Origin of the sequence: Aliiglaciecola sp. SL4, from assembly GCF_041538045.1 — a bacterium.
Classification (GTDB): domain Bacteria; phylum Pseudomonadota; class Gammaproteobacteria; order Enterobacterales; family Alteromonadaceae; genus Aliiglaciecola.
In genome coordinates, this window is sequence record NZ_JBGOSE010000012.1 from 24,900 (window position 1) to 39,295 (window position 14,396).

The 14,396-nt window shown below is 41.3% G+C and carries 9 protein-coding genes; 3 read left to right on the top strand and 6 right to left on the bottom strand.

Going from position 1 to position 14,396, the window contains the following annotated elements; translation table 11 throughout:
* Positions 1–54: 54 nt before the first annotated feature.
* Both dnaK and grpE read right to left on the bottom strand, forming a co-directional pair.
* Complete coding sequence (gene dnaK / locus AB6T38_RS15440) at positions 55–1,983, bottom strand: molecular chaperone DnaK (protein WP_372548156.1); 1,929 nt, start codon at positions 1,981–1,983, stop codon at positions 55–57.
* A 102-nt stretch (positions 1,984–2,085) separates the two neighbouring features.
* On the bottom strand, positions 2,086–2,703 hold the full coding sequence (grpE, locus tag AB6T38_RS15445; RefSeq protein ID WP_372548157.1) for a nucleotide exchange factor GrpE: 618 nt from the start codon (positions 2,701–2,703) through the stop codon (positions 2,086–2,088).
* A 228-nt stretch (positions 2,704–2,931) separates the two neighbouring features.
* Here grpE and AB6T38_RS15450 point away from each other — a divergent pair, with 228 nt between their 5' ends.
* Positions 2,932–6,300, top strand: coding sequence for a PAS-domain containing protein (locus AB6T38_RS15450; RefSeq protein ID WP_372548158.1), 3,369 nt, complete (start codon positions 2,932–2,934; stop codon positions 6,298–6,300).
* A gap of 346 nt (positions 6,301–6,646) precedes the next feature.
* Here AB6T38_RS15450 and AB6T38_RS15455 read toward each other — a convergent pair whose 3' ends face one another.
* From AB6T38_RS15455 to AB6T38_RS15470, 4 genes are all read right to left on the bottom strand, one after another.
* Positions 6,647–7,495, bottom strand: coding sequence for a hypothetical protein (locus AB6T38_RS15455; RefSeq protein WP_372548159.1), 849 nt, complete (start codon positions 7,493–7,495; stop codon positions 6,647–6,649).
* Between the two features lie 613 nt (positions 7,496–8,108).
* Complete coding sequence (locus tag AB6T38_RS15460) at positions 8,109–8,471, bottom strand: MmcQ/YjbR family DNA-binding protein (RefSeq protein WP_372548161.1); 363 nt, start codon at positions 8,469–8,471, stop codon at positions 8,109–8,111.
* A gap of 71 nt (positions 8,472–8,542) precedes the next feature.
* Positions 8,543–9,184 (bottom strand): response regulator, encoded by a 642-nt coding sequence (locus tag AB6T38_RS15465; protein ID WP_372548162.1) that lies wholly within the window; start codon positions 9,182–9,184, stop codon positions 8,543–8,545.
* 131 nt (positions 9,185–9,315) lie between these two features.
* Positions 9,316–11,613, bottom strand: coding sequence for a TonB-dependent receptor (locus tag AB6T38_RS15470; protein ID WP_372548226.1), 2,298 nt, complete (start codon positions 11,611–11,613; stop codon positions 9,316–9,318).
* 216 nt (positions 11,614–11,829) lie between these two features.
* Between AB6T38_RS15470 and AB6T38_RS15475 the strand changes: the two genes are divergently transcribed.
* On the top strand, positions 11,830–13,125 hold the full coding sequence (locus AB6T38_RS15475) for a GntP family permease (protein WP_348493272.1): 1,296 nt from the start codon (positions 11,830–11,832) through the stop codon (positions 13,123–13,125).
* A gap of 86 nt (positions 13,126–13,211) precedes the next feature.
* Entirely contained in the window at positions 13,212–14,396 is a 1,185-nt protein-coding gene (locus AB6T38_RS15480; RefSeq protein ID WP_372548227.1) for a homoserine O-acetyltransferase, read from the top strand.

Genomic DNA, 14,396 nt, shown 5'->3' on the forward strand with positions numbered 1-14,396 from the left:
TTATTTCTGCGCCTGCTTTTATATTTCACCTATCAATTGACAGGTTTAAGACGCTTATTTTTTGTCGTCTTTAACTTCTTCAAACTCTGCGTCAACAACATCGTCTTCGCCTTCAGCAGATTCTGCTTGAGGTTGTTCTGCACCCGCAGCAGCACCATCAGCAGCAGCTTTAGCTTGAGCAATTTCCATCAACTTAGCAGAAGCTTGAATCAACTCTTGAGTTTTAGCTTCAATTTCAGCTTTATCTTCGCTCTTCACAGCTGTTTCAAGTGCTTCAATTGCAGTTTCGATAGTTGCTTTGTCTTCAGCTGGCAAATCATCACCGGCTTCTTCAATTTGTTTTTTGGTACCGTGGATCATGGCATCAGCCTGATTACGTGTTTGTACCATTTCTTCAAATTTCGCATCCGCATCTTTATTCGCTTCTGCATCAGCTACCATTTGCTCAACTTCAGATTCACTTAAACCAGAAGAAGCTTGGATGGTGATTTTCTGCTCTTTACCTGTATCTTTATCTTTAGCAGATACATGTAAAATACCGTCAGCATCAATATCGAAAGTCACTTCAATTTGAGGTGCGCCACGTTGCGCTGGACGGATACCTTCTAGGTTAAATTGACCTAGAGATTTGTTACCCGAAGCTTGCTTACGCTCACCTTGTAATACGTGTACGGTTACCGCAGATTGATTGTCTTCAGCAGTTGAAAACGTCTGAGATTTCTTAGTAGGAATCGTAGAGTTTTTCTCAATCAGTGCAGTCATCACACCACCCATGGTTTCAATACCAAGAGATAGAGGTGTAACATCAAGTAACAATACGTCTGTAACGTCACCGGCTAAAACACCACCTTGAATCGCCGCACCTGCAGCAACAGCTTCATCAGGGTTAACATCTTTACGAGGTTCTTGACCGAAGAATTCAGTTACATACTTTTGAACCAATGGCATACGTGTCTGACCACCAACCAAGATAATGTCGTTAACATCACTTACTGATAAGTCTGCATCTGCTAGCGCTTTTTTCACTGGCTCAAGAGTTTCTTTAACCATATCTTCAACAAGTGATTCTAACTTAGCACGAGTTACTTTGATTGTAAGGTGCTTAGGACCAGAAGCATCAGCAGTAATATAAGGTAGATTGACTTCAGTTTGTTGTGCAGAAGACAATTCAATTTTAGCTTTCTCACCTGCTTCTTTAAGGCGCTGCATTGCTAGAGGATCTTTACGTAAATCTACGCCTTGATCTTTCTTAAATTCGTCAACCAAGTAATTGATTACGCGGTTATCAAAATCTTCACCGCCTAGGTGAGTATCACCATTAGTCGCAAGTACTTCAAAGGTGTGCTCGCCTTCAACTTCATCAATTTCAATGATTGAAATATCGAAAGTACCACCACCAAGGTCATAAACGGCAACAACATTATCACCTTTTTTCTTGTCCATACCGTATGCAAGTGCAGCTGCAGTTGGCTCATTGATGATACGTTTAACTTCCAGACCAGCAATTTTACCGGCATCTTTAGTCGCTTGACGTTGAGAGTCATTAAAGTAAGCAGGAACTGTGATAACCGCTTCAGTGACTTTTTCACCCAAGTAGTCTTCAGCTGTTTTTTTCATTTTTTTCAGTACTTCAGCTGAGATTTGAGGCGGAGCCAATTTCTCACCCTTCACTTCTACCCATGCGTCACCATTGTCAGCTTTGCTGATGGAGAATGGCATAATGTCGATGTCACGTTGAACTTCTTTATCTTCCCAACGACGACCGATAAGACGCTTGATAGCATACAAGGTGTTTTGTGGATTAGTAACAGCTTGGCGTTTAGCTGGAGCCCCTACTAAAGTTTCACCATCGTTACTGTATGCAATAATAGATGGCGTTGTACGATCACCTTCTGCATTTTCTAAAATTTTAACTTTGTCGCCTTCTAAAACTGCGACACATGAATTTGTTGTACCTAAGTCGATACCAATGATCTTACCCATTAGCGTGTCTCCATAAAAAATTATTAAAACTAAGTCTTAGTATTTGTGGGGTTATTTTGATTTTTTTCAACATTAAATGTAAAAAAATCTCCACAAAAACGCTTATGCTTCGATGTCTACGCCACCTTCAGGGGCTCTAGAAACCATTACCATTGCAGGACGTAACAGCCTGCCATTAATTTCATAGCCTTTTTGCATGACGGCCATCACCGTATTAGGCGATAACTCTGCATTTTCTTGCATCGACATTGCCTGATGCAACTCTGGGTTGAAGGGTTCACCTTGCGGGTCAATCACTTTCAATCCGAATTTTTCTACTGTGCTTACAAATGACTTAAGGGTAATATCTACACCTTCTATCATAGGTTTGAGAGACTCATTATCAGGATCGGCTAATTGAATCGCTCTTTCCAGATTATCTGCCACTGGCAAAAGCTCTCCTGCGAAACGTTCTAAAGCAAACTTACGTGCTTTTTCCACTTCAGCCTCTGCACGACGACGAGCATTTTCCATTTCAGCTTTGGCACGCAAAACCGAATCTCTCTGCTCATTCACTGTTGCTTCAGCTTTTGCTAACGCTTCTTGTAACTTTGCAATTGTTTGATCGGAATCTCCGGCACCGGCATTTTCAGCCGCTTGTTCAACTTCAGCTTGTTCTGCTTGATTGAATTCAGGTTGTTCCTGTTGATTATTATCTGTTGGCTGTTGCTCTTTGCTCATGCCTTACTCCATCGCCTTTTTCACTTAACTTAAATCGGTTTATTTTCGAGTTGCGTTATTAATGGGGTTTGTTTAAACGGCTTCAAGGGTAAAGACCCCAGTTTTTTTAATGAAATAGGAAAAACATTTCCAATTGGAATTAAAAGCAAAGGGTTTTATAGTGAGTTTGGCTAATAAAAATAACGATATTTCAACAAATAGCCGCTGCAGAAGGATAAGAATTACTCCATGTTTACCCTTGTTTCCATGTCTACTGTCATATTTGTTTATTTAATCGCTTTATTCCTAGTAGGTTATTTAGGTGATAAATATTTACGACAAGGGCGACAGCACCCCATCATTTATAGTTTAGCCTTAGGCGTTCATTGTTCGTCATGGGCATTCTTCGGCACCACAACCCAAGCTACCCAATACGGCTGGGCGTTTGTACCTACATATTTAGGCATTATTTTGGTGATGCTTTTAGGCTTTGGTGCAATGAAAAAAATGGCGGAGATATGCCAACGAAATAACATCAGTTCTCTTGCCGATTTTATTGGAGTGCAATACAACAGTGCAAACCTACTGGCGGCCATAGTGTCATTGTTATGTTTTATTGGCGTGGTGCCTTATGTCGCATTGCAACTGGATTCAGTCGTAGATAGCTTAACTTTGTTAACCAATGAGTCCTCTACTAGAATGGGGCTCTATGTTGCCGTAGTACTTGCTGTATTAGCCATATTTCTTGGAGCTCGCTCTTTTGATTTAACCGATAAAAAGCCCGGATTAATGCTCACCGTTGCGTTTGCATCATCGTTGAAGCTTATCGCCCTAAGTTTTGTTGGCATATTCGTTTGTTATGAATTATTCAACGGCATATTCGATTTAATGGGTAAAGCACAGTTATCCTCCAAAGCACAACAGGTATTACAGACGAACTCAGGAATGTGGGTATACATAAGCCACGTTTTTTTAGGCATATGTGCAATGTTTTGTTTACCACGGCAATTTCATGTGAATTTCGTGGAGTACAAATCGAACACTGAGTTAAATACGGCTAGGTGGCTATTTCCACTATTTTTGGTGGGCATGGGCTTGTTCGTTCTTCCCATCGGCCTTGCTGGTCACATATTGTTTGATAAACAAGATGTTTCCACAGACATCTATGCACTTGCCCTGCCCTTAAAAGCAAATAGTGCTCTAACAACCTTAGTCAGCTTCGTAGGTGGCTTAGCCGCTGCAACTAGCATGGTGGTGGTGGCGACGCTAGCGGTCGGAATAATGATTTCCAATAACCTGATTACCCCTGTTTGGGTTAAATTTAAATTAATTAACCAAAACCAGAATAATTTAAGTCCTTCCATCATTTTATTTATTCGACGATTAACCATAGCTTCGGTATTAGCCGTCTCCTATTTTTATCACAAAGATGTTAGCTCAGGCTCGCCACTGGTCAATAGTGGTATTATTGCCATGGCTTTATTGGCGCAAACCTTTCCGATGATGCTCCTTGGTCTATATTGGCAGAAATCCAATAAATTGGCCGCCTATATTGGCCTACTCGTGGGCTCAGCAGGTTGGTTTTATTGGTTGCTTTGGCCCAGTATTACATCAAGCTACTATTTTGATCCTACTCCCACAGATTTAGAGTTGGGGCGTGGATTTATATTCAGTTTACTCGCTAATGGAATATGTTTTTGCATCATTGCCTGGTGCTCTCCCACTAAACCTGTCAACCAAGCTAATCATCCCCAAAATAACCTTCCTCAAAAACATCCAATTAAGCTCTCAAAATTATTGGCACTGACACAAAATGTGCTTAATGAAGATGAAATTAAAGGCCTCAAAAGCAAACTTGGTGAAGTCGATTTGAACAGCTTTGCTAGCATGAGTATTGTTGAATCTGTAGAAGGTATGTTGGCGGCTAAAATAGGCGGAGCAAGTTCACGAATATTAATCTCAGCCATCGCAGAAAAAGACGAAGTCCCAATAACCGAGTTAGTGGAATGGATGGAAGAAGCCGCGCAAACCTTTCAATTCAATCACGAAATATTGCAATCCAGTGTTGAGCATATCCAACAAGGCATTAGTGTAATTGATCCTGAACTAAAATTAATCGCGTGGAATCAACGCTATATTGAAATGTTTGACTATCCTGAGGGATATATTCATGCCGGCATCTCCATGCGAAAAATTCTGGCATTTAACGCCCAACGAGGGCTATTTGGTAGTATCGAGAACCCTCAACAGGAAATAGACAAACGTATTGAATATATCAAGCAAGGAAGTATTTATAAATATGTACGAAAACAACCAAACGGACAGGTAATTGAGCTCAATGGCGGCCCCCTGCCCGGCGGTGGATTTGTTACCACCTACAGCGATATTACAGAATATATGGAAATTCAACAGCAATTAGAACTAGCCAAATCGCAATTAGAAAGGCGCGTGGATCTGCGTACTGAAGAACTTAAACATTCCAATCAAGCATTAACCAAAGCCAAGCTGCTTGCCGAAAGAGCAAATGAAAGTAAAACGAAGTTCTTAGCCGCTGCAGGACACGACTTAATGCAACCTTTCAATGCAGCCAGTTTGTTTGGTGAACTAATACAGCAAAAATCAAACGAACCGGAAATAAAACTATTAAGCCAATCTTTGAATGACTCTATCAATAACGCTGAAGAGCTACTTTCACTGCTTTTAGACATGACAAAGCTAGAGTCAGGGGTACTTGAATCCCATATTCAAGAGTTCCCCATTGATGATGTTTTATCGCCTTTATTTAATGACTTTAATCTCATCGCCCAGCGCAAAAAATTGAACTTGATATACGTACCTAGCAGCGCAGTGGTAGTGTCGGATAAAAAGTTACTAAAACGCATAATTCAAAACTTATTATCCAACGCTATTCGTTATACACAGTCTGGAAAGATAGTAATGGGCTGCCGCCGAAACAAACAACATATTAAAGTCTGTGTTCTAGACACTGGCCCAGGTATTTCAACGGCTGATCAACACCATATTTTTGAAGAGTTTAGACAGTTAGATAAAACTAATATCCAACAAGGATTGGGATTAGGGCTGACGATAGTGGATCGGGTATCGTCATTACTCAACCACCCTATTCAGTTGCAATCGCAGCTTGGTAAAGGCAGCAACTTTTCAGTTTCATTGCCCCTTGGAAAACGCCTTAAAAATCCCGTTAAAACCGCCGACGCTATATTAGCAAAAACCGAGATTTTGCATGCTAGAACCGTTTTATTAGCCGAAAACGATCCGCAAACCCGTGAAGCGGTAGTGCAATTATTGGAAAGTTGGGAAGCAAAAGTGATCACCGTAGAAAACTTAAGTGGTCTTGAAAAAGTAAACGCAAATGAACACATAGATTTAATGCTGTTAGACTATCATTTAGATCACCAGTTGACCGGATTAGATATTGCCGAAAACCTTAGAAAAAAACTGCAATATAAAGTACCTGGCATCCTTAATTCATCTGATCGTAGCGATATCATGCGTGAAAATGCACAAAGAGCCGATCTTTTGTTTTTACCAAAACCCCTCAAAAGTGCGGCCTTAAAACGAATGTTGCGAAAAATTGGCTGGGCTAAAAGCGAATGAAATAGCGTGGTAATTAAGATACGACAAAGTCGCTTGCTGTTAACAAAATAACTTGTGCGGGTACAAGCAGCAGTTGCCTGTGGTATCACCAGCAAAAAGCCATGGCGCAACGCGAAATCCCCTGGGGTAAATCAAGAGTTATCACTTGATTATTTAAAACCTGAAGGACTTTATTCGTTATGTGATGGTTGGATTGCGCTTCACTATCCTAAGTGAAACGCTCTGTGCATAGCCGCATCTAGGATGTTGCTGGGGTGGAGGTTAGAGACCTTCGGCTACCCGATTAGGCATTTCGTTTTTCGAGGTAGGGTCAAATTTAAACTAATTTGTCGTTAGTGATGACAGTCTAAGATGTCAAGGGGCTAAGCACAATCGAAGTCACACTAGCAAAAATCGCGCAGAATACTGAAAATAAACACCCCAAAAACCGTAGGGGCTTATTTTTAAATGGCAACCAGAAAAGTATAGACCTAAATAACATATTGGCTTTTTCGTTTCCCGCCATGATTTTAATAATCAAAACGATAAATAAAGGAAATGAGCTGAGCAGTAGTGAATAAATATAAACTGAGGTTAAATTTTCAAATTTGAGAGCCAACATTACGGTTTCAGGAATAGCCTTTATGGCCAATATTTTGTCGCCACTAAAAGCTCCTCCAAAATCTGCAAACCATATATAGGTTATTGTGGTTAATAGAAGAAATAAAGTGAGCTTTGATAGCTGGTCAATAAAAATCATAAGCAAGCTAACTCCCAAACCTGCGCTGATAAAGCGACCGAGCAACATGGAATATGTTGAAAAAATGAAGAAATTTGTCAGATAGGTAACGACGAACCCATTGCCTAAAAACTGTGATAAAAAGCCTGATGTCATAAGATATGAATAGAAGCCCTCGGTTCTAGAGGTATATATACAGAGAAATAGAAAAAGTGAAATACAGGTCAATATAAGAACATTAAATGAAAAGTTAAAAATTCCATTGTCTAGTGAAAAGTATCTACCTAAAAACAGCTCAATTTCTTTGGCTACTTTTGATTTAGATGGGTTCTCGCTCGTGCCATGAATATAGCTATACACTACCTGTGTACCTTCCTCGCTTAACGCTTTGTCTGAATTCCATATTGCTAGGCCTAATAAAATGGAGGGCATAACTCCAGCCTGAACGAGAGACCAAACTAATTCGGAAACTTCCATCTAAGTACCTTTATGCATAACGCCGCGCCCTGCGGAATTTAGGAGCACCAGCGAATAAATTCTCCATAGCAGCGCCTTGTGTACGCCCAGCATGGGCATGAACTAAATAAGGTGAAATTCCTCGGTAGGAAGATCACCGCTTATTCAACTTACGTTATTAAACGTTAACGATTAAGGAATGGCAAGGGTTAAACCGCGAGGTTTTATCTAAAGGAAGCCGGATGTTGAAGGTGAGTTAGCAGCTAATTGCAGGAGCAATATACAACAGCTTTGGCTGGTCCCGAAGGGTGAGCCTCGTCAGACTTGAATACACGAATGCCATCCGGTAGCGGCATGGAAACGAGTTCGAGCCGATAAAGGAGCCACTGGCATCGATGGGATGATCATTGATGACTTCCCCCGTTTGGGCAAAAGATGGAAACTGGAAACGTATAATGGCTGAGCTACGCTAAGGCCAATATCATCCATCACAGGTTATACGCGTTGAAGTTGATAAACCCGAGGCGGTGAACGTCAACTGGGCATTCCAATCGTTGTCGACCGTGTGATCCAACAAGCCATTGCTCAAGTGCTCACGCCTATCTTCAACCCCACCTTCTCGAACAACAGTTATCTACGGGTTTATACCAAATTCTTGTTGTTTTGCTTTACTTAACCTTTGCGAGACTAAACGATAAGATTCAATTAGGTAATACTCCAACTCTTCATTAGTATGAGATTGAGCGTTAATTTGTTGAATCCACTTCATACCCCGATTAGCAAAATATGGGGCGGGAATATAACCTTGTCGTTCGCACAGAAAATAGTAATTCTGTTCAGAGGCTTTAAAGGTAAATGCAGGTTTTTTATCTTTACTCCAGCCTCCAATTGCAAAAACTTTTCCGCCAATTTTCCACACATGAGAATTGCCCCACTGCATAACATAGGTGGTTGACTTGAGTGCACCACAAAAATGATTAAACTCGTCGTAATTCATATTGATTATTTAGATTAACCGTTTTAAATAATGCTAAACAGCCAGATAATCTTGGGCAATGTCAGAAAAAATCACACTTGATTCATCAGTTGTTTAAATAACACCCCAGCTTGGGTTCGGTTATTTAACTTCAACTTTTTGAGTATGGCCGAACCATGCTGTTTGATGGTGGTTTCTTTGATACCCAGTTCGTAAGCGATTTGTTTATTTAACAAACCATCAGCCATCATTTTAAGCACTACAAATTGTTGTGGTGTTAATTGTTCCAAATTTTTCGCAAATTCAGACTCTTCTGCTGGAAGTTTTGCTTCAACCTGAGCAATCAAATGTTCGGGTAACCATTGCAGACCATCCAATACTTGTTCAATAGCATTGGCGATTTCAGACAATGAGCTGGATTTTGGAATAAATCCACTCGCACCTAAGTTAATCGCTTTTTGAATAATTAAAGGTTTCTCTTCACCAGAGACAATGACCACTAAAACATCGGGATGTAATAGGCGGATTTGACTCAACCCGAACAAACCATCATTGCCTGGCATATTTAAATCTAAAAACACCAATTCAATTTCTGGATCCTGATTTAGCGCTGACAAGGTTTCTTGTAACGTCGAGGTTTCAGTGATGTGATCATCGAATAACGCACTTACAGCCTGTTTAAGGGCAATACGAAATAACGGATGATCGTCTGCGATAAGCGCTTTAACTGACATACTGTATGATTATTTGCGGCTACTATGCTTGGCAGCATATGAAAGGTTGCTGCTAAGCTCAAGTTATATTAATAATAAAACCATAAAAAAAGGGCGACTAGGTCGCCCCTGGGGAACAGCACAGGATGCCGTTAGAAAGTGTAGCCCACTGTAAGGTGAACAGTACGTGGATCGCCGTAATAGCCGATCAACGTGGTGTCGCCTCCTAGTCCAGGCAATAAATCACCATCGGCATTGCGGCCACCGGTGAAGTTATAACCACCTACCCGATACTCTTCATCTGCTAGGTTTTTAGCATGTAAACCGGCTGTCCATTGGCCATTATCGCTATACCAATTTAAGCTCAGGTTAACCAGTCCATACCCTTCTTGACGTAATAATTCATCAGGTGACTCGAATAACTCATAATCATCACGATAGTAATAATTACCGTTGAAAACGAAGTCGCCCATATCAGTGCTAAATTCGTATTTCACGCCCGCATTGAAGGTAAAATCAGGGGTATTTGAAATAACAAAGTTATCTGATAAATCAATAGGGTTACCCGCAGCATCTACAGAGAAAACTTCGGTAAACTCAGCATCAATGGTACCTAAGGCACTAGTGAAAGTAAGCCCCTCAGCAGCAAGGTAGGTAAGTTCAATTTCAAGACCATTTGCATCCGACTCACCCACGTTCGCAATTCGCTGCGTAGGCTCAGCCAAGTCATCAGAAGGTACATTCACCACGTACTGTCTATCGGTGTAATCTAATTTGAATAGGGTTGCGTTGAGTCTAAATGAGTCAGTTACATCACTTTTCATACCGATTTCGTATGAATCAACAATCTCTGGGGCGGCCGCTGGCTGGAAGAACGTGGCTCTAGGGTTATACATGCCTGATTTGAAACCTTGCGAGTAACTACCGAAGAACATGGTTGAGTCTGTTAAAGCATACTCCAAGCCGAGTCTAGGGGTTAAGCGAGACCAGGTTTCAGTATCATCGATCACCACATTTGGCGCATAATCTGGTCTAACATAACCATCTACCCAACCAGAGTTTGGATAAGCTTGACCAAGTCGGGTTCCTGCTTCCACCATTCCGTGTTTTTCGTCTTTTGTATAACGCAGTCCTACAGTCGTCGAAAGTTTATCCGTAATGTCATAAGACACTTGACCATACAGGGCTAAACTTTTTGTATCTGTACAACCGCTTTGCTCGATTGAAATTCCAAATGCCATCAAATAAGCGTCGTAGATACCACAGGCCTCAGCATCGTAATAATAGGCTCCTGACACAAAAGTGAGGCCATCCCCTACATAATTTAATTGGAATTCCTGAGAAATCTGTTCATCAGTATAAGTAGCTGGTGTATCAAAAATACCTAAAGGCGTGCTATCAAAGTCGATATTAGTGGGTGAATCCCCTTCACGGCTTGCGGTCACTGATTTAAATGCCCAACTATCGTTAATATCCCACTCTACCGTTAAGCTCATGCCTTCGGTTTCAACTTTGTTCCAAGTAGGTAAACTTGAATAAGAGTCGTAAACACTATCAGGTTGTGGCGCATCCGTTAAGATACTGTCGGAAAGTCGATATCCGCCCTTAGCATTTGATTCATCTTTGGTTTTGTCATAATTAAAACGAACGAATACATCTTCTGTGGCTTGATACTCCAAGGTAAACCGAGCAGCTTGGACATCTTTATTATAGTTTTCAGTATCCTGCCCTTCTGGGGCTACTAAGAACTCACCAAAACCATCTCGATTTAAACTGGCTACAGCAAATCCAAAGAATAGGTCTTCGGTAATAGGGATTTGGCCAGACACTTTTAAGTCTCTTTGCGAATAACTACCCACTGTTGCATTGACTGACAACTCAGTGTCACCAGACATTTTTTTAGTTACATACTTAATTGCACCACCAATGGTGTTCTTTCCATACAAGGTCCCTTGAGGGCCACGAAGCACCTCAACTCGTTCCAAGTCGAACAAATCTAAAACTGCTCCTTGGGGTCTGGAAATATAAACATCATCAATGTACACACCTACACCAGGTTCAAAACCCCAAACAGGATCTTGTTGACCGACACCACGAATAAACGCAGTTAATGTTGAGTTGGTACCACGGCTTACTTGTAAAGTAGTATTGGGTGATTGTTGTTGGATCTCAGTCATTACTGACATCCCTTTTTCCATTAACTCTACAGCTCCAAGAGAGGTAAGAGAAACTGGAACTTCTTGCAGACTTTCTACGGTTTTACGCGCAGTAACTTCAATTCTTTCTAAGCCACCTTTAGATTCTTCTTGTGCAACTACTTGCCCTGATAGACAAGATAATGCAACGGCAGATGCTAGAGTCGAAAGTTTTAAAAGCTGTCTTTTTTGAGCGCTAGATTGTGTGTGTGTGTGTGTTTCATAGAGTGTCCTTCTTACACAGTTTCTTTTTATAAAGTTGTTAGTTTCGCTGCGGTCACAGTGACAGTGTAATTACTCTAATCTAGTTCAAAATGTTTTACCTTAGTACCATAGTACTATGTCTTAAATCGGAAAAAAGATTAACACTATAGCCCGCACTCATAACTGGATTTAACCCAGTTCCCTGAGTGAAATGATATGTATCTCTGCGGTCACAGATTTTTGTATCATTTAAAAAAGGGAATAAAAATGCTGAGTCTCATTGGCTTAATCGGTGGCTTATTTTTACTCATAGTCTTGACAATCAGAGGCATGAATCTTTTTATTGCAGCCCCTCTATGTGCACTTATCGTTGCTTTAACGAGTGGATTACCGGTTTTCATCGGTGATACCAATTTTGTCGAAACCTACATGTCGGGTTTTGCAGGGTTTGTTGCAAACTGGTTCTTCATGTTCTTGTTAGGAAGCTTGTTCGGTAAATTTATGGAAGACACGGGCGCAGCTGATGCTGTTGCCAAAGCGATTATCGGTCGCCTTGGTAAACAACATGCGGTAGCTGCTGTCGTTATTGCCTGCGCCATTCTCACTTACGGCGGCGTAAGTGTATTTGTTGTGGCATTTTCTGTTTATCCCATGGCATTGAGTCTTTTCAAAGACGCGAATTTACCCAGACGCTTTATCCCTGCTGCTTTAGCCTTTGGATCGGTAACATTTACAATGACCTCAGCGGGCTCACCAGAGATACAAAATTGGATCCCCATTAAATACTTAGGAACATCACCTTTTGCAGCGTGGGAAGTGAGTTTAGTAGTAGCTATTTTCATGGCAACCCTTGGTTTCTGGTGGATTAGAAAAATGATGAATAAAGCTATTGCAGCTGGTGAATGTTTTGAGACCAAAGATCACGACCCCAAAATTACAGAGCGACACTATCCTCACTGGGTGACAGGGTTAATCCCCTTGTTAGTGGTGTTAATTTTATCCTATACCTTTCATGAATCGTTACAACAGATGGCGTTGATTGTCGCTTTAGGTGGCGGAGTATTGACCCTGATGATCATCAATTTTAAGTACTTCCATAACCTGACCGCTGCCGTGGGTGTTGGCACAACGGGGGCGCTTATTGCCATAGGCAACACTGCGGCTGTAGTAGGCTTTGGCACCATTGCTAAGTCTACCGAAGCGTTTCAAACGGCAGTGGAAGTCATGACTCAAATTCCAGGTAATGAATTAATTGGTGCGGCCATAGCCGTCAGTGTAATCGCCGGATTAACCGGTTCAGCCTCGGGCGGCCAAGCGATTGCGCTACCTTTAGTTGGCCCACATTATATGGACCAAGGTGTCGATCCTGAACAATTACATAGAATTGTATCAATCTCTTCTGGCGCATTGGATTCACTGCCCCATAACGGTTATGTTGTGACCACCATACGTGGGATCTGCCACGAAACCCATCAACGTGCTTATTGGGCAGTAGGTGCGTTAACCGTCGTAATCCCATTAATTGGTTTAAGTTTAGCTATCGCACTTTTCACTTTCTTTTAATAGTGAAACTGGAAATAAAGGAAATAGGTTTGAAATTTAATTATCGCATTTGCCTAAAAAGTTGTTTTTTACTGTTAATTTTGAGTATGCAAACTGCCTGTGCAAACTCGGTAAGTAGCCATAAAACAGCGGTTGACTCGAGCAACACTAAGTCCACGCTTTTAGTAGAAAAAAAATCGTTTACGACACAAAACTTCCAAACGTTTGGTGGCAAAACCATTGAAAAGGTCAGTGTTGGTTGGGAAAGCTATGGCAACTTAAGCACCGAAAAAGACAACGTAATTTTAATTACCCATTATTTCACCGGTAATTCTCACGCCGCGGGAAAATATCAACAAAGTGACAATGCCGCAGGATATTGGGACGCTATTATCGGCCCTGGTAAAGCCATAGATACAGATCGCTTTTTTGTTATAAGTGTGGATAGTCTTGCTAATTTAGGAGCACATAATCCAAACGTGATCACTACAGGGCCAGCTTCAACTAACCCCAAAACCGGTAAACCCTATGGTCTCGATTTTCCAGTGCTCACCATCCGTGATTTTGTCAATATTCAAAAACAAGTTTTAGAGTCTTTAGGGATTTCAAAATTATATGCCGTAGTGGGTCCATCAATGGGCTCAATGCAAGCACTGGATTGGGCAATTGCCTATCCTAATTGGGTAGAACGCATGGTATCAGTAATAGGCGCAAGTGAAGCGGATGCATGGACCTCCGCCAAACTCGAACATTGGGCGACTCCCATTAAACTGGATAAAAATTGGCAACAAGGAGACTATTATTCGAGTCAGGGGCCATTAGATGGGCTAGTCGCCTCGTTAATGTTAATTACCCAAGATGCCCTCTATCCCGATTTTTTCAATCAAGTGGGCAATGATATTAACTTCAAGGCATTGGAAGCTGCAGCGCTTGAAGATATCCGTCAATCTCCCAGCATCATTAATTGGTTAAGAGCAAGAGCTCAAGCTCGCGCTGAATCTATGGACGCTAATCATCTCTTGTATTTGGTTCGCGCTTGCCAATTGTATATTGCCGGCCACCAAGGTGATTTAAATAACGCACTGGCAAAAGTAAAGGCAAAAACCCTATTCTTACCGGCCGCCACCGACCTGTTGTTAATGCCTTACAATTTAGAGTCTACCCATCAAATGCTATTGGATAACGGCAAAGACAGTGAGCTTTCGATTCTTCCAGGCACCTTGGGCCATTTAGAAGGTGTTACTGGTATTAGTAAGCACGGAACCCTAATCCAATCATTTTTAAATAAATAG